The organism is Burkholderia sp. AU38729 (assembly GCF_020419725.1).
GTDB lineage: Bacteria > Pseudomonadota > Gammaproteobacteria > Burkholderiales > Burkholderiaceae > Burkholderia.
In genome coordinates this window covers 841,415-857,259 of the sequence record NZ_JAIZQO010000002.1, presented here as the reverse complement: position 1 = coordinate 857,259, position 15,845 = coordinate 841,415, and the positions used below count along the sequence as shown (strand labels likewise).

Below are 15,845 nucleotides of genomic sequence, written 5' to 3'. Positions count from 1 at the left end.
GATACCGCGATGACCAGAGGAATCCATGAACCGCGCCGCCGCTGCCATTGACGAGACGACGATCGACGTCGACGATTGCTGGAACCGGATCGGCACGCGCGGCGACCGCACGTGCGAGCGGCTGAACGACTGCCTGCGCTGCCTGAACTGCCCGGTGTACGCGTATCACGCGGCGAAGCTGCTCGAGCGCCCGCTCGACAGTGCCGAGATGGCCGACACCACGCGCCGGATGAGCGCACCCGGCGCGCCGCACGTGCACGGCGCCGATGCCGATACGCACCACGCGGCGCTGGCGTTCCGCGTGGCCGACGAATGGCTCGCGCTGCCGATCGGCGTGCTGCGCGAGATCGCCGGCACGCGCCCGATTCATTCGCTGCCGCATCGCCGCCATTCGGCCGTGCGCGGCGTGGTCAATATCCGCGGCACGCTGCGCATCGCGATCTCGATCGGCGCGCTGCTCGGCCTCGATGCCGGCAAGGGCGGCAGCGACGGTGACGACGGCCGCTTCACGCGGCTGCTGGTGGCGGCGCACCAGGGCGAGCCGGTCGTGTTTCCGGTCGACGAAGTCGAGGGCGTGCTGCGCTTCGGCGCCGCCGACTGGGTGCCGGTGCCGGCGACGGTCGGGCGCGCGAGCGCCGGCCTGTCGCGCGGCGTGCTGTCGTGGCGCGGCAAGTCGGTGGGCCTGCTCGACGACGACCGCCTGTTCGACGCAGTCACACGGAGCATGCGATGAGCGGCGATGACGACCTGAGCCACCTGTCGCTGCTCGAGCTGTATCGCGAGGAGACGCGCACGCAGACCCAGGCGCTGTCCGAGCGGCTGCTCGCGCTCGAATCGGGCGAACCCGATTCCGTCGCGCTCGAGGCATGCATGCGCGCCGCGCATTCGCTGAAGGGCGCCGCGCGCATCGTCGGCGTGCCGCTCGGCGTCGATATCGCGGGGCGGATGGAAGAGTGCTTCGTCGCCGCGCAGGCCGGCACGATCGCGCTGACGGCCACGCACGTCGACGTGCTGCTGGCGGGCGTCGATCTGCTGGTGCGCGTCGGCGATCCGCAAGGGCAGCCCGTCACGCAGACGGAGATCGACGTGTTCGCGGCGGCGCTGACCGGCGCCGACGGCGCGCAGGCGATGCAGGCGGCGGTCGCGGCCCCGCCGCCGGTGCCGCCGTCGGTCGTGCCGTTTCGGGAGCACGACGGCGCCGCGAACGAACCCGTCGGGGCCAGCGCCGCGGTGCCGCCGCTTGCGGTATCGGGCGGCGTGCCCGATCCGGCCCAGGCCGGCCGCGTGGCCGGCGCCGGCGCGATGCGCCGCGTGCGTGCGGATACGCTGAACCGGCTGCTGAGCCTGTCCGGCGAATCGCTGGTCGAATCGCGCTGGCTCAAGCCGTTCGCCGAATCGATGCTGCGCGTGAAGCGCGCCCAGCGCGACGCGGCCCGGTCGCTCGATTTGATGTACGAACAATTCGCCGACGATCTCGACGCGGGCATGCTCGCGTCGATGAACGAAGTGCGGCACATGCTCAACGACCTGCAGCGTTCGCTTGCCGAGCGCATGGACGAATTCGACCGTTTCGAGCGGCGCAGCACGCATATCGCCGAGCAGCTGTACGACGAAGCGCTGCAGTGCCGGATGCGGCCGTTCGGCGACGCGACACGTGCGTACCCGCGCATCGTCCGCGATCTCGCCCGCTCGCTCGGCAAGCAGGTGCGTTTCTCGATCGTCGGCGAGGGCACGCAGGTCGACCGCGACATCCTCGACCTGCTCGACGCGCCGCTCGGCCACCTGCTGCGCAACGCGATCGACCACGGTGTCGATTCGCCGGACGCACGGCGTGCGCGCGGCAAGCCGGCCGAGGCGAGCGTGACGCTGGAGGCGCGCCACAGCGCCGGCTCGCTGCTGGTCAGCGTGATCGACGACGGGCCCGGTGTCGACATGGACGCGCTGCGCGCGGCCGTCGTGCGCCAGCGCCTGACCGACGACGAGACGGCCGCGCGGCTGTCCGATCCGGAACTGCTCGAATTCCTGCTGCTGCCGGGCTTCTCGATGCGCGATGCGGTGACCGACGTGTCGGGCCGCGGCGTCGGGCTCGACGCGGTGCAGGAGATGGTGCGCGGCGTGCGCGGCGCGGTGAGGATCTTCAACGAGCCGGGCGCGGGCATGCGCTTCGTGCTGCAGTTGCCGCTCACGCTGTCGGTGATCCGCAGCCTGCTCGTCGAAGTGGGCGGCGAGCCGTATGCGTTTCCGCTCGCGCACGTGCGCCGCACGCTCGAACTCGCGCACGACGACATCGACGTGCTCGAAGGGCAGCCGCATTTCCCGTTCGACGGCCGGCGCGCGGGCCTCGTCGCTGCGCACCAGTTGCTGGACGCGGGCGAGCCCGACGTCGCGCGCACGAGCACGGCGGTCGTGGTAGTCGGCGGGGAGCCCGAGTTGTACGGCGTCGCGGTCGACCGCTTCCTCGGCGAGCGGATGCTCGTCGTGCAGCCGCTCGACAGCCGCCTGAACAAGATCCAGAACATCGCGGCCGGCGCGCTGCTCGAGAACGGCGACCCGGTGCTGATCGTCGACGTCGAGGATCTGATCCGCTCGGTCGACAAGCTCGTGCGCGGCGGGCAGCTCGCGCGGCTCACGCGTGATCCGCAACTCGCGCTCGCCGACCGGCGCCGCCGCGTGCTCGTCGTCGACGATTCGCTGACGGTGCGCGAGCTCGAACGCAAGCTGCTGGAAAAGCGCGGCTACGACGTGACGGTCGCGGTCGACGGGATGGAAGGCTGGAACGCGGTGCGCAGCGATGGGTTCGATCTCGTCGTCACGGACGTCGACATGCCGCGCATGGACGGCATCGAGCTCGTCACGCTGATCAAGGGCGATCCGATGCTCAAGCGGTTGCCGGTGATGATCGTGTCGTACAAGGATCGCGACGAGGATCGCCGTCGCGGGCTCGATGCGGGCGCCGACTACTACCTCGCGAAGAGCAGCTTCCACGACGAGGCGTTGCTCGACGCCGTGCATGACCTGATCGGGGACGCGCGAGGATGAACATCGGCATCGTCAACGACCTGCCGCTGGCCGTGGAGGCGCTGCGCCGCGTGATCGCGCTGCGCGCGGACCACCGCGTGCTGTGGGTCGCGACCGACGGCGACGAGGCGGTGGATTTCTGCGTCGCGCATCCGCCCGATGTCGTGCTGATGGACCTCGTGATGCCGAAGGTCGACGGCGTGGCCGCGACGCGCCGAATCATGGCGCGTGCGCCGTGCGCGATCCTGATCGTGACGGCGAGCGTCAGCGCGAATACATCGTCGGTGTACGAAGCGATGGGCGCCGGCGCGCTCGATGCGGTCGATACGCCGACGCTCGCGCTCGGTCTGTCGACCGATGCGTCGCCGCAGGCTCTGCTCGCGAAGATCGACCAGATCGGCCGGCTGCTCGAAAGCCGCACCGCGGCGCTCGTGCCGCCGGGGCCGGCGCCCGAGCGCGGCCAGCCGACGCTCGTTGCGATCGGCGCGTCCGCGGGCGGCCCGACCGCGCTGACCGCGCTGCTGCGGGCGCTGCCGGCCGATTTTCCGGCGGCGATCGTGATTGTCCAGCACGTCGACCAGGCGTTCGCGCTCGGGATGGCCGAGTGGCTCGACGGCTATACGCGGCTGCCGGTGCGCGTCGCGCGGCAGGGTAGCATGCCACAGGCCGGCGAGGTGCTGCTCGCGGCGACCAACGATCACCTGACCCTGTCGCCGCGCGGCGTGCTCGGCTATACGCGGCATCCGGTCGAGACGCCGTACCGGCCGTCGATCGACGTGTTCTTCAACAGCGTCGCCGACGGCTGGCAGGGCGAGGCGTTCGGCGTGCTGCTGACGGGCATGGGGCGCGACGGCGCGCTCGGCCTGAAGGCGATGCGCGCGAAGGGCTGCTACACGATCGCGCAGGACGAGGCGACCAGCGCCGTCTACGGGATGCCGAAGGCGGCTGCGGCGATCGGCGCGGCGTCGGCGATCCTGCCGCTCGAGCGGATCGCGCCCCAGTTGATCTCGCGCATCGCGCGTCCGCTGCGCGACTGACGGCGCCGAGGGGCGGGCGGCGCCGTCCCGTGCCGTGGTCGCATTGCGGGCGGCGCAGGGCGTCGCGTACAATGGCGGCCAGCGGAGATGGCATGCCTCCCTGCGGTCGTATCCGGCGCGTTGTTGCGCACGGTGCGGCCCTCAACCGCCGGTTCGCCCGGCTGATGATGCCTGCGTGTTCCTGGGTCGTCAGGAGGTCGCAGGCCGTCCATGCGGGTTTCTGCCGCCCAGGTTTTGATGTTCCGTCGAATCTGGAAATCATGTTTTTCACGACTTCTGCCGATCTTCTCGCGACCGTGCGCTATGTGTGCCGCTGGCTCGCACTCTCGGCCCTGCTCGGCACGCTGGCCGGCACGGCTTCCGCCCTGTTCCTGATCGCGCTCGACTGGGCGACCGGCACGCGCGTCGCGCATCCGTGGCTGCTGTGGGGGCTGCCGGCCGCCGGTTTCGCGACCGGCTGGATCTACCATCGCTTCGGCCAGTCCGTCGCGCGCGGCAACAACCTGCTGATCGACGAGATTCACGACCCGAAGGCGCTGGTGCCGAAGCGGATGGCGCCGCTCGTGCTCGTCGCGACCGTCGTCACGCACCTGTTCGGCGGCTCGGCCGGCCGCGAGGGCACGGCCGTGCAGATGGGCGGCGCGCTCGCCGATCGCGTCACGCAGGTGTTTCGCCTCGATCGCGAACATCGCCGCGTGCTGCTGATGGGCGGCATCGCGGCCGGTTTCGCCTCGGTGTTCGGCACGCCGCTCGCGGGCGCCGTGTTCGGGCTCGAGGTGCTCGCGATCGGACGCGTGCGGTACGACGCGCTGCTGACCTGCGTTGCATCGGCGATCGTCGCGGACGTCGTCTGTCGCGCGTGGGGCGTGCATCACACGGCCTATGCGATTCCATTCGTGCCGGCCGTGTCGGCGACGGGGCTGGCCGTGACGGTCGTCGCGGGCATCGCGTTCGGCGTGGTCGGGCGGCTGTTCGCGTTTGCGACGCATGCGCTGACGGCGGGGTTCAGGCGCGTGGTTCGCTATGCGCCGCTGCAGCCGGTGCTCGGCGGCCTGCTGGTGGCCGCGGCCGCCACCGCGCTGAACGTGCCGCAGTATCTCGGCCTCGGCATCCCGACGATCGAGGCCGCGTTCCACGGCCCGCTGCCGCTCTACGATTTCGCGGGCAAGTTCGCGTTTACCGTCGTCACGCTCGCGTCGGGGTTCAAGGGCGGCGAAGTGACGCCGCTGTTCTACATCGGCGCGACGCTCGGCAACGCGCTCGGCCAGGTGCTGGCATTGCCGGTGCCCGTGCTCGCGGGGCTCGGCTTCGTCGCGGTGTTCGCCGGCGCGGCCAATACGCCGATCGCGTCGACGATCATGGCGATCGAACTGTTCGGCGCGGATATCGGCGTGTATGCGATCGTCGCGTGCGTCGTCGCTTATCTGTTTTCCGGGCACGCGGGGATTTACCGGTCGCAGCGGGTGGCGGTGGGGAAGGGGGCGCGGGTGGAGGTAGAGTGATGCGTGCGCGGAAGGCGGATTTGTCGCGGCTCCTCCGGGCGCGCGATGCATGCGATGTCGGAGGGAGGGCGTGTCGTTGCTGGTACATCTGATCGGGCCGGGCGGCGCCGGCAAGACCACGGTCGGGGCGATCGTCGCGGCGCGCCTGAATTGGCGGTTCGTCGACGTGGATCAATGCTTCCTGGCCGCGCACGGGAACATCGCCGATTTCATCCGGGACCGCGGCTATGCCGCGTACGCGTCGCACAACGTTCGGCTGTACGAGCAACTCAAGCGCAGTACTTCGGTGCCCACGATCTGCGCGGTTTCGTCCGGTTTCATGCTGTATCCGGACGATGTCGCGCCGGCCTATCCCGCGCTTCGCCATTGCATCGAGGCGGACCGGTTCACCGCGCTCCTGTTGCCTTCGTTCGATCTCGAACGCTGCGCGAAACTGATCGTGGGCCGGCAAATGTCTCGGCCGTATCTGAATGCGAATGACGCCGACGAGATGCGCAAGATCCGCGATCGGTTCCCCGCGTTCATGCGCCTGAACTGCAGGCGGTTTGCGAGCGACGGCCCACCCGAACACGTGGCGGCCGACATCGAACGCTATATCGTGGCGTCGATGCCGTCGAGTGAAGGCCGTCCGGATCCGGTCGCGAGCGGGCGGCTGATCCCGGTGCTTCGGCGACGGACCTGAAACTCCCGCTCCGTCACGCCTTCGGCAGCTTCGCGACGTTCCGCGCGAGCAGTTCCTCGATATCGATGCCCTTCTCCGCCAGCAGCGCGGTGACGACACCGTTCAGTTCGCCGAGCGTCTCCTTGACCGCTTCCCGGATCGTATCGACGACCACCTGCGTGCTGCGCTCGATCTCGATGTTGACCGTGTCGTTGACGCCTTTCGCATCGAAGGTCGTCGCGCGCCGCGTTTCGGGAATCAGCCAGACATCGAACCAGCCTTCGTCGCGGTTGACGTCGGACACCGTCAGGCTGCAGCCGTTGATCGCGATATAGCCCTTCGCGAACACATACCGCTTGAACGCTTCCGGCACGCCGATGCGCACCATACGGTTGTGTTCGGACACCGCGATGTGCCGGATGGTCCCGGTGAAATCGACGTGGCCGGACAGCGGATGCCCGCCGATCTCCGCGCCGTCCTTCGCGGCCCGCTCCACGTTGATGTGCGCGCCCGTCGTGAGATCGGCCAGCGTCGTGATCCGCAGGCTCGGCAGCATCACGTCGAAGTCGATCAGCTCCGGCGAATGGATGGTCGTCACCGTCAGGCAGACGCCGTCGACCGACACGCTGGCGCCGATCTCGATGTCGTCGGTAAAGCGCTCCGGGAATTCGATGCTGAAGGTTCTCAGTTCCCCGTGATCCTTGATGGCCTTGATGACGCCAACACCCTGAACAATGCCTGTAAACATGATCTGCCTTTCGTCGCAAATTGCCTAGCCGGTATGATAAGTGATCCGGAGAGGGGGCGTCGGGGGCCGGATGGGGCGGCGTCGCCTGACGGACGGCGGCGTGTCATTCTCTAGCGCTCGCTGGAATACGGCACGAAGCCGCGGCGAGCGATTGCGAGGGTCGGCAGAAAAGAACGAGAAAAGGGGTATGTCGAACAATATGCGGAAAATCTACGTGACCGCGTGGCTGGTGACCATCATCCTGATAATCGTCGACGTGATCTGGGCATGCCGCGTCGATTTCCGGATTGCGAACGGCAGTCTGGTGCAAAGCGCCCAAGTGCTGTCCGCTGTCCTCGCCGTCGCCGTCGCGTCCGTGCTCGCATCGCGCCCATCATACAAAGTGCCGGCCAGAAAGGCGTTCTACGAGAATGTCGCGCAATCGATCCAGTGGATCGCGTTGATGTCGGTATTCATGCATGCCGGCGCGCTCCTTCAGTATCTGGCTGTAGCAACCGATCTGCCGCTCGTGAGTGATGCGCTGGTATCGATCGATGCCGCGCTCGGATTTCACTGGCTGCAAACGTATGGATGGGTGATGGCAAATCCGGGTTGGCATGCCGTGCTCCAATTCGCGTATGCATCCGGCAGTGTCCAGCTTCTTGCGATCCCGATCATCCTTACGCTGACGTCGAACTCGGAAGACTACGCCGAGTTTGCGGTGCAATTTATCGTCGCAGTCATCGTGTCGATCCTGATTGCTGCCTGGCTGCCGGCCGAGAGTGCGTTTCTCCACTTCGACGTTCGCGATCCCGGAACGATTTCCACCGTATCGGACTTCGCGCCGTTGCGAAGCGGAGTCGTCCGGGAGCTGGCATTCGCGTCGTCCCAGGGGCTCATTTCCTTTCCGTCGCTTCACACGATCCTTGCGTTGTGCTTCGCGTATTCGCTGCGGCATGTGCGCTTCGTCTTCCCGGTCGGCATCGTGCTGAACGGCATGATGATCGTGTCGACGCCGACGCAGGGCGGCCATTACCTGTGCGATGTGTTGTCGGGGATCGTGATCGGCGTACTGCTGATTTATCTCGTTCGCAAGTGGTTTGCCAGCCAGCGTACGGTGGAACGCGTGGCGCCCCGCAACGAAGCCGATGACGGACGCACTGGACTGGTGAATTCCTGACGATCGCATCGATGTCCCGTGCAGCGCATCCGGGCGCGCGGTGGCGGTGTGCCGCGCGCCCGGATGCGATGGGGTTTCCGTCAAGCCTCCGCCGGCTCCCCCAGCGGGCCGGCGTCACCGTTCACCATGCGTCGCGGCGTCTCGATCAGGCCCTTCGCCAGTTCCAGCGCCTGCCGCTCGAACAACCGGCGATAGATGCCGCCTTCGATCCGGATCAGCGCGTCGTGGCTGCCTTCCTCGATCACCTTGCCGCGATCGAGCACCAGCAGCCGGTCGAGCGCGCGCACGGTCGACAGCCGGTGCGCGACCACGAGCGTCGTGCGGCCGACCATCAGCCGCTCCATCGCCTGCTGGATCAGCAGCTCGCTTTCGCTGTCGAGGCTCGACGTGGCTTCGTCGAGGATCAGGATCGGCGCATCGGCGAGGAACGCGCGTGCGATCGCGACCCGCTGGCGTTCGCCGCCCGACAGCTTGATCCCGCGTTCGCCGACGAGCGTGTCATAGCCGTCCGGCAGCGTGGCGATGAAGTCGTGCGCGCTGGCGAGCCGCGCGGCGCGCTCGATGTCGGCCCGGCTTGCATCGGGGCGCGCATACGCGATGTTCTCGGCCAGCGTGCGGTGGAACAGCACGGGCTCCTGCTGGACGATCGCGATCTGGCTGCGCAGCGAATCCTGCCTGACCTGCGCGATGTCCTGGCCGTCGATCGTGATGCGGCCGCCCGACACGTCGTACAGGCGCTGGATCAGCTTGATGAACGTCGTCTTGCCCGATCCCGAGTGGCCGACGAGGCCCACGCGCTCGCCCGGCGCGATGCGCATCGAGAAGTCGTCGTACAGCGGCACCGGATGGTTGCCGTAGCGGAACGTCACGTGCTCGAAGCGGATCTCGCCTTGCCCGATCCGGATCGCCGGCGCGCCGGGACGATCGTCGATGCCGAGCGGCTGGCGTTCGAGCGCGACGAGTTCCTCCATGTCGTTCACCGAGCGCTGCAGGTTGCGGATGTGCATGCCGACGTCGCGCAGGTAGCCCTGCAGCATGAAGAACATCGTCAGCGCGAACGCGATGTCGCCGACGCTCGCTTCATCGTTCACCCACAGCCGCAGCGCGACGCCGATCATCGCGGCCTGCATCGCGACGAGCATCGCGCCCTGCAACCCGCCGTTGAGCGTGCCGCGCACCCACGTGCGGCGCGTGCGTTGCCGCCACTTGCCGATCACGCGCGCGAGCCGCGCTTCCTCGCGGGTTTCCGCGCCGAACGCCTTCACGACCGCGTTGCAGCTCACGGCATCGGCGAGTGCGCCGCCCATGCGCGTGTCCCACAGGTTGCCGAGCCGCGCGGCCGGCGCGACGATGCCGAGCGATACCGCCACCGTCACCGTAATGTACAGCAGCGAACCCGCGCCGACGACGAGCCCCATCACGGGCCAGTGCGTGCCGAGCAGCACGGTGGCGCCGACCAGCATCGTGACCGACGGCAGCAACGCGATCAGCACGGTGTCGTTCAGCAGGTCGAGCGCCCAGATGCCGCGCGTGATCTTGCGCACGGTCGAGCCCGCGAAGCTGTTCGCGTGCCAGTCGGTCGAGAAGCGCTGCACGCGATGGAACGACGCGGCCGCGATCTCGCTCATCATCTTCAACGTGAGCGTGATGATGTTCAGGTAGACGCCTTGCCGCAGCACCGTCGCGCCGAGCCCGAGCGCCGCGAGCGTGCCGAACGCGACGAGGGCCGCATGCCACGCGGCGGCGCGGTCGGTCAGGCCGGTCGACAGCGCGTCGACGAGGCGGCCCGCGAACAGCGGCGTGAGCACGTCGGCGAGCGCGGCGAGCAGGGCCAGGCTCGCGACCGTGGCGGTGCGCGCCGGCTGCTTGCGCCAGTAGCGGAAGGTAAAGCCGAAGACGGCCTGGAATGCCTGGCCGCCCAGATGGGAGGTTTTTCTGGTCATTTATCGTTGCCCGGCGCATCGCGCGACGGGACTTTCCGGTTCGGAGAACATCGAAAACGCAACAGCCGGACCGCGCGAACATCGCGGGCGGAAAAACGAAACGGGCTGTCGGGAAACGGCGGCTGACGGGTTAGCGGAAAACTCGGGAGCCGGCGCGAACGGCGGGCTGGATCAGCCGCGCCGTGGGACCACGTTCGGGAAGGTGGCTGGCATTCGGAACATCTGCACCTCCCCTGAAGTGAACGGTTGAAAGGACGCCGAAAAGACGTGAAAAGATTCTATCAGCAGTGAAGGGCGCGCCGCAACGTCTGACGAATGCGGCGTGGCAGCGTCGATACGGTTAATATTCCGGGTTTCGGCCCTTCTTTTGCGGCCTTTCCGCAGTGCGGCAGCCGGCACGCGCGTCGATTGCAACTTCGGCGTCTGCGGCGCGCGCCGCCGCGGCCCTCGCAGATTCACCACGATACATTCCTGAGGAAACGATGAGCGACGTTCAGCAAGGCATCCTGACCCCGATCGATTCGGCGGCCCGATACCTCACTTTCACGATGTCGAATGACGGCAATGTGGCGGCGGCGCTGGCCGCGCTGCGCGAGATCGTCGACGGACGCGACACGGTGGTCGGGTTCGGGCATGCGCTGGCGGCGTACCTTGGGCGCCCGGTGCCGGGCCTGACCGAATTCCCGGCGTTCGCGGTGAAGGACCGCACGCTGCCGGCGACGCCGGCCGACGTGTGGGTCTGGCTGCGCGGCGACGATCGCGGCGAGCTCGTGCTGCGCGCACGGGCGATCGAACGCGCGCTGGCGCCGGCGTTTGCGTTGCAGGATGCGGTCGACGGCTTCCGCTATTCGAACGATCGCGACCTGTCCGGCTACGAGGACGGCACGGAGAACCCGGAGGGCGACGACGCGGTGGCCGCGGCGATCGTGACGGGGCAGGGTGCCGGGCTCGACGGGGCGAGCTTCGTCGCGGTCCAGCAATGGCTGCACGACTTCGACCAGATGGAACGCATTCCGTCGGGCGACATGGACAACATCGTCGGGCGCCGCCGCTCGGACAACGAGGAACTCGACGACGCGCCCGAATTCGCGCACGTGAAGCGCACCGCGCAGGAAAGCTTCGAGCCCGAGGCGTTCATGCTGCGCCGTTCGTCGCCGTGGTCGGACGCGCGTCGCGCGGGCCTCTACTTCGTCGCGTTCGGCTGCTCGTTCCGCGCGTTCGACGTGCAGATGCGCCGGATGAGCGGCGCGGATGACGGGATCGTCGACGGCCTGTTTCGCTTCACGCGGCCGCTGACGGGCGCGTATTTCTGGTGCCCGCCGCTGAAGGACGGCAAGCTCGACCTGTCCGCGCTCGGACTGTAAGCGCCTGACGGGGTCGACGAAACGGGGGGCCGCGCATCGTGCGCGGCCTCCCGTTTCCTTTTGCGCGGCGATCGTGTCCCGTTTCCTTTTGCGCGGCGATCGTGTGCCGTGTGCTTTCGTGCGTGGTGTGTCAGTTCAACGTCGTGTCGATCCGCGTGCCGCGCTTGATGAACTGCGTGACCGGCGTTTTCTCGCAGATTTCGGCGAGGCGCTGGCGTTGCGCTTCATCGAGCGGGCCGTCGAGCGTCACGACGCGGCGCACGTATTGCGTGCCGTCGCGATCGGCATGCAGCTCGGTGCGCACGTCGATGCGCGTGGCCGGCCACGTCTTGCGCTGCATGTACATCCGCAGCGTCGCGGCCGTGCATTGCGCGAGGCCGGCCAGCACGAACTCGTACGGCGCCGGCCCGCGATCCTGGCCGCCTTCGCGGGGCGCTTCGTCGCCGGTCAACGCGTGCGTGCCGGCCTGCAGCTGGACGACGTAGTCGGGTGCATCGGCGTCGAGGACGGCGGCGGCATGGATGAGCGACATGGCAAGTCTCCGGTCAGCGGAAAGAGGGAAAGGGAAGCGGGTGCCGCGTGGCGGCGCGCAGCCGTCAGCATACCGCCCCGATCGGGACGGCGTGCGCCGCGCGGCTAGGCGTCGGTGACGCCGGCGCTGCTGCGCACGAGCGCGGCGATACGTTCGCGCACCCACTGGTGCGCGCGATCGGCGTCGCGCGATTCGTGCCAGTACGCGAGGAGCGGGAACGGCTTGAGCCGCAACGGCAGCGGCCGCACGACGATCGGCAGCAGCGCGGCCATCCGCAACGCATAGGTGTGCGGCAGCGTGACCAGCAGGTTGCCGGTCGCGGCGATCTGGCAGGCGGCGAAATAGTGCTGGCAGGTGAGCCGGATATCGCGGAAACGGCCGTCGTTGCCGAGCAGCACGTCGAGCGATTGCGGCTCGCCGAGCGACGACACCGAGACATGCCGCGCCGCGAAATAGTCGCCGCGCCGCAGCGGTTCGTGCGCAAGCGGATGATCGTAGCGCAGCGCGACGACGAGCGAATCGTCGAGCAGGTGTTCGGTGGCGATGCGCGGGCCGGTCGGCACGCGGCGATCGACGGCGAGATCGAGATTGCCCGATGCGAGTTCGCGCTCGATGTCGGCCACCGCGATGCGGCGGCTCACGAGCCGCAGGCCCGGCGCTTCGTCGGCGAACGCGGCGACGATCCGCGGCAGCGCGATCGATTCGAGGACGTCGCGAATGCCGACCGCGATGCTCAGGTCGAGCGTCGCGGGATCGAATGCCGACGGTGCGCGCGCGGTGCCTTGCAGGCCCTTCAGGTGCAACTGCACGTCCGCGATGATCGTGCGCGTGCGCTCGGTTGCGACGACGCGGTTGCCCTGCCGCACGAACAGCGGATCGTCGAAATGCGCGCGCAGCCGGTTGAGCGCATGCGTGACGGCCGGCTGCGTGAGGTGCAGCGCGCGGGCGGCCGCGCCGATGCCGCCATGCACGTAGACGGCGTCGAGCACGCGAAACAGGTTCAGGTCGAGACGGTGATCGGCGGGCACGGGGCGCGGGTGGCGTGGTGAAGGGTGGACCGATTCTAAAGGATGCGCAGGCAACGGATACGGCGAGCTTCCTGCGTGGCGATCGATGGCACGGGATACGAATCGATATCGTTTGAGCCGATATTCGGTTGTGCATTTATCCGGATATCCGACGCAATAAGTCGCAATGAAAATGCGCGGATTGCGCTGCATGCAATCGTAATAATGAGCAATATCGGCCCGGGCAATTCCACACGGGGCCGCCGGCAAACCGTGACAGCCTGTAGTAATCCGCCATCATGCTGTCCACGTCGGCCATTTCGCGCCAAAGGCGCGACCCGTTCGGCTAAGATGCCGTCGCTTCATATTTCGGGATAGCCGTCCTGTCGCACGCATTCAAACCAAATATAAGCCTGACAGTTCGACGGTATTAGAAGAAGTCGAACAAGTCGGGGGCTTGGCCAGTGAATGCAGCAGATCAGAGATGGGTCGTTATCTATTTGAGTACGGGATTTTCGTTGGCCCAGGCCGCGCGTCTTGGCGAGGCTTTCAACCTGGCGAATCGCCTGCACGCATACAGTGCTGACTACCAGTTGAAGTACGTATCCGAAAGCGGGGGACTGGTGCAGTCGTCCTCCGGCGTGAGCATCGCGGCCGATCCGCTCGGTGACGAGCACGGCCGCCGCGCGCTCGCGTTCTTTCATCTTCACGGTGCCCGCGCGGTCGTCAACTGGGACGACGCATTGCAGCGTCGCCTCGCCGACATTCGCCGTCATGCGCGTTGGATCGTCGACGGGATGGACCTGCCCACGCTCGCGGCCATGCAGCGTCCGTCGGCGGCGCTCGACGGGCGGCCCGGCCGGGGCGGGCGACGGGTCGCCGCGACGGTCGAGCTGCAGGCCGGCGAAACCGACGTGTTCGCCGCCGTGCTCGACCTGTTCCGCGTCGAGCTCGGCGACATTGCCGCGCAGGAGATCGCCAGCAACCTGCTGCGGCCGGTCGAGCAGCGCTATGCACAGTCGATGTGGGCCTTTCGCGAGCTGAGCGCGAGCCCGTCGATCCGGATGTCGGCGCAGCGGCTGCGCGCGCAGAGCGTGAACCGCATCTCGATCGCGAACGCGGCCCAGGCCGCCGCGATGAGCGAGCGCAACTTCCTGCGGCGCTTCAAGAAGGAAATCGGCGTGACGCCGACCGAATTCGTCCAGCACGTGCGGCTCGAGCGCGCTTGCCACATGCTGGTCCACACGACGCTGCCGGCCGACAAGGTCGCGCGCCGCACCGGGTTCGGCAGCGGCGAGCGGCTCGCGAAGCTGTTTCGCCAGCGCATGTTGATGTCGCCGACCGAATTTCGCGTCTCCGAGCGCGAAAGGATCCTCACCCGTGGCGCGAGGCCGGCCGATGCGGGCGAGGGCGCCGGCGACGGCACCGAGGGGCATCGCGCCGCGTGACAGGCCATGCGGGAGAAAATCGGGCGGATACCCGTAGAATCGTCCTGTCCCGATCTCGAGCCCCGGTTTCCATGTCCTTCCTCCCCACCACCGCCACCGCCCCGTTCTGCCCGTCGGAAGTCAAGGGCAGCATCACGATCGATGCCGGCGCGCCGCGCTGGCAGAAGCTCAAGCGCTTCTTCGGCCCCGGCCTGCTGGTCGCGATCGGCTACATGGATCCCGGCAACTGGGCGACCGACATCCAGGCCGGCTCGCAGTTCGGCTATTCGCTGCTGTGGGTCGTCGCGTTCTCGAGCCTCGCGGCGATCTTCCTGCAGATGCTCGCGGCGCGGCTCGGCCTCGTCGCCGGCAGGGATCTCGCGCAGGCCAGCTACGACCGCTATGGCCGGTTCGGCCGCATCGTGCAGTGGGCGACCGCCGAAGTGTCGATCATCGCGTGCGACATCGCGGAAGTCCTCGGCTGCGCGCTCGCGTTCAAGCTGCTGCTCGGCGTGCCGCTCGCGTGGGGGATCGTGCTGACCGCGCTCGACACGGTGATCGTGCTCGGCCTGCAGGGCAAGGGGTTCCGGCAGATCGAGGCGATCGTGCTCGCGCTGATCGCGACGATGGCGTTCTGCTTCGTCGCGCAGGTCGCGATCACGCCGCCCGACTGGCACGCGGTGGTCGGCGGGCTGGTGCCGGGCGATCCGGGCCACGACCGCAAGGACGCGATCGTGCTCGCGCTCGGCATCGTCGGCGCGACGATCATGCCGCACAACCTGTACCTGCATTCGTCGGTCGTGCAGACGCGGCACGTGGTCGGCGGCGCGCGCGGGATGATCCGCGACACGCTCGCGCTGGTGCGCATCGATACCTGCGTGTCGCTGTTCGTCGCGATGCTCGTCAACGCGGCGATCCTGATCGTCGCGGGCGCGGCCTTCCATGCGACGGGCCAGCACAACGTGACCGACATCGAGCAGGCCTACAATCTGATTACGCCGATCGCCGGCGGCGCGGCGGCACTGCTGTTCGGCATCGCGCTGCTCGCGTCGGGGCAGAGCTCGACGCTGACCGGCACGATCGCCGGCCAGGTGATCATGGACGGCTTCCTGCATACGAAGATCCCGTGCTACCAGCGCCGGCTGATCACGCGCGGGCTCGCGCTCGTGCCGGCGCTGATCGGTGTGCTGTGGCTTGGCGACAGCTCGGTGGGGCAGTTGCTCGTATGGAGCCAGGTGCTGCTGAGCCTGCAGCTGCCGTTCGCGATGTGGCCGCTGATCCGCTCGGTCAGCGATCGCAACACGATGGGCGAGCACACGATCGGGCGCGGGATGCAGATTGCCGCGTGGGCGCTGTTCGCCGTCATCACCGGCACGAACCTGCTGCTGATTACCGGTGTCGCGGGCTGATACAGCCTGACACAGGCTGACACAGCCGCGCGGCGCGC

At 68.1% G+C, this 15,845-nt stretch carries 13 protein-coding genes, 1 pseudogene and 1 riboswitch; of the genes and pseudogenes, 10 read left to right on the top strand and 4 right to left on the bottom strand.

Features of this window, described 5'->3' with window-relative positions:
• The first annotated feature begins 25 nt into the window (after nt 1-25).
• From LGM56_RS08815 to LGM56_RS08795, 5 genes are all read left to right on the top strand, one after another.
• Nucleotides 26-733: a chemotaxis protein CheW gene (locus LGM56_RS08815; protein WP_226204177.1), complete on the top strand. Its 708-nt coding sequence runs from the start codon at nt 26-28 to the stop codon at nt 731-733.
• A complete protein-coding gene (locus tag LGM56_RS08810) occupies nt 730-3,039 on the top strand; it encodes a hybrid sensor histidine kinase/response regulator (protein ID WP_089497459.1) in 2,310 nt (769 codons plus the stop codon). The genes LGM56_RS08815 and LGM56_RS08810 overlap by 4 nt, the downstream gene beginning before the upstream one ends.
• A complete protein-coding gene (locus LGM56_RS08805) occupies nt 3,036-4,055 on the top strand; it encodes a chemotaxis response regulator protein-glutamate methylesterase (protein ID WP_089497458.1) in 1,020 nt (339 codons plus the stop codon). The genes LGM56_RS08810 and LGM56_RS08805 overlap by 4 nt, the downstream gene beginning before the upstream one ends.
• A 74-nt stretch (nt 4,056-4,129) precedes the next feature.
• Nucleotides 4,130-4,236, top strand: a riboswitch (Fluoride riboswitch).
• Between the two features lie 79 nt (nt 4,237-4,315).
• Nucleotides 4,316-5,557, top strand: coding sequence for a voltage-gated chloride channel family protein (locus tag LGM56_RS08800; RefSeq protein ID WP_226204175.1), 1,242 nt, complete (start codon nt 4,316-4,318; stop codon nt 5,555-5,557).
• A gap of 49 nt (nt 5,558-5,606) precedes the next feature.
• Nucleotides 5,607-6,239 (top strand): shikimate kinase, encoded by a 633-nt coding sequence (locus LGM56_RS08795; protein WP_226204173.1) that lies wholly within the window; start codon nt 5,607-5,609, stop codon nt 6,237-6,239.
• 13 nt (nt 6,240-6,252) lie between these two features.
• Here the strand turns inward: LGM56_RS08795 and LGM56_RS08790 are convergent, their stop codons facing one another.
• Nucleotides 6,253-6,966, bottom strand: a complete 714-nt coding sequence (locus LGM56_RS08790; protein ID WP_089497455.1) for a riboflavin synthase subunit alpha — start codon at nt 6,964-6,966, stop codon at nt 6,253-6,255.
• Nucleotides 6,967-7,153: 187 nt separating this feature from the next.
• Between LGM56_RS08790 and LGM56_RS08785 the strand changes: the two genes are divergently transcribed.
• Nucleotides 7,154-8,125 carry a phosphatase PAP2 family protein gene (locus LGM56_RS08785; protein WP_226204171.1) on the top strand — a complete coding sequence of 324 codons (972 nt, stop codon included), beginning with the start codon at nt 7,154-7,156 and terminating at the stop codon, nt 8,123-8,125.
• A gap of 80 nt (nt 8,126-8,205) precedes the next feature.
• Here LGM56_RS08785 and LGM56_RS08780 read toward each other — a convergent pair whose 3' ends face one another.
• Nucleotides 8,206-10,068, bottom strand: a complete 1,863-nt coding sequence (locus LGM56_RS08780; RefSeq protein ID WP_089497453.1) for an ABC transporter ATP-binding protein — start codon at nt 10,066-10,068, stop codon at nt 8,206-8,208.
• 482 nt (nt 10,069-10,550) lie between these two features.
• Here LGM56_RS08780 and LGM56_RS08775 point away from each other — a divergent pair, with 482 nt between their 5' ends.
• Nucleotides 10,551-11,432: a Dyp-type peroxidase gene (locus tag LGM56_RS08775; RefSeq protein ID WP_226204169.1), complete on the top strand. Its 882-nt coding sequence runs from the start codon at nt 10,551-10,553 to the stop codon at nt 11,430-11,432.
• A gap of 130 nt (nt 11,433-11,562) precedes the next feature.
• Here LGM56_RS08775 and LGM56_RS08770 read toward each other — a convergent pair whose 3' ends face one another.
• Nucleotides 11,563-11,964, bottom strand: a complete 402-nt coding sequence (locus LGM56_RS08770; protein ID WP_011355890.1) for an OsmC family protein — start codon at nt 11,962-11,964, stop codon at nt 11,563-11,565.
• 104 nt (nt 11,965-12,068) lie between these two features.
• Entirely contained in the window at nt 12,069-12,992 is a 924-nt protein-coding gene (locus LGM56_RS08765; protein ID WP_226204167.1) for a LysR family transcriptional regulator, read from the bottom strand.
• 497 nt (nt 12,993-13,489) lie between these two features.
• Between LGM56_RS08765 and LGM56_RS08760 the strand changes: the two genes are divergently transcribed.
• The 3 genes and pseudogenes from LGM56_RS08760 to LGM56_RS08755 all read left to right on the top strand — a co-directional run bounded on the left by LGM56_RS08760 (nt 13,490) and on the right by LGM56_RS08755 (nt 15,807).
• On the top strand, nt 13,490-14,419 hold the full coding sequence (locus tag LGM56_RS08760; RefSeq protein ID WP_413226765.1) for a helix-turn-helix domain-containing protein: 930 nt from the start codon (nt 13,490-13,492) through the stop codon (nt 14,417-14,419).
• Nucleotides 14,420-14,431: 12 nt separating this feature from the next.
• Nucleotides 14,432-14,539 (top strand): annotated as a pseudogene (locus LGM56_RS37010) (AraC family transcriptional regulator); the annotation flags it as partial.
• Nucleotides 14,491-15,807, top strand: coding sequence for an Nramp family divalent metal transporter (locus LGM56_RS08755; protein WP_226204165.1), 1,317 nt, complete (start codon nt 14,491-14,493; stop codon nt 15,805-15,807). The pseudogene LGM56_RS37010 and the gene LGM56_RS08755, both read left to right, overlap by 49 nt.
• Nucleotides 15,808-15,845: the final 38 nt, after the last annotated feature.

Excerpts from the sequence above, each read along its gene's own strand:
- LGM56_RS08815 (WP_226204177.1), top strand. The coding sequence starts at position 26 with ATGAACCGCGCCGCCGCTGCCATTGACGAGACGACGATCGACGTCGAC.
- LGM56_RS08810 (WP_089497459.1), top strand. The coding sequence starts at position 730 with ATGAGCGGCGATGACGACCTGAGCCACCTGTCGCTGCTCGAGCTGTAT.
- LGM56_RS08805 (WP_089497458.1), top strand. The coding sequence starts at position 3,036 with ATGAACATCGGCATCGTCAACGACCTGCCGCTGGCCGTGGAGGCGCTG.
- LGM56_RS08800 (WP_226204175.1), top strand. The coding sequence starts at position 4,316 with ATGTTTTTCACGACTTCTGCCGATCTTCTCGCGACCGTGCGCTATGTG.
- LGM56_RS08795 (WP_226204173.1), top strand. The coding sequence starts at position 5,607 with ATGCGATGTCGGAGGGAGGGCGTGTCGTTGCTGGTACATCTGATCGGG.
- LGM56_RS08790 (WP_089497455.1), bottom strand. The coding sequence starts at position 6,966 with ATGTTTACAGGCATTGTTCAGGGTGTTGGCGTCATCAAGGCCATCAAG.
- LGM56_RS08785 (WP_226204171.1), top strand. The coding sequence starts at position 7,154 with ATGTCGAACAATATGCGGAAAATCTACGTGACCGCGTGGCTGGTGACC.
- LGM56_RS08780 (WP_089497453.1), bottom strand. The coding sequence starts at position 10,068 with ATGACCAGAAAAACCTCCCATCTGGGCGGCCAGGCATTCCAGGCCGTC.
- LGM56_RS08775 (WP_226204169.1), top strand. The coding sequence starts at position 10,551 with ATGAGCGACGTTCAGCAAGGCATCCTGACCCCGATCGATTCGGCGGCC.
- LGM56_RS08770 (WP_011355890.1), bottom strand. The coding sequence starts at position 11,964 with ATGTCGCTCATCCATGCCGCCGCCGTCCTCGACGCCGATGCACCCGAC.
- LGM56_RS08755 (WP_226204165.1), top strand. The coding sequence starts at position 14,491 with ATGTCCTTCCTCCCCACCACCGCCACCGCCCCGTTCTGCCCGTCGGAA.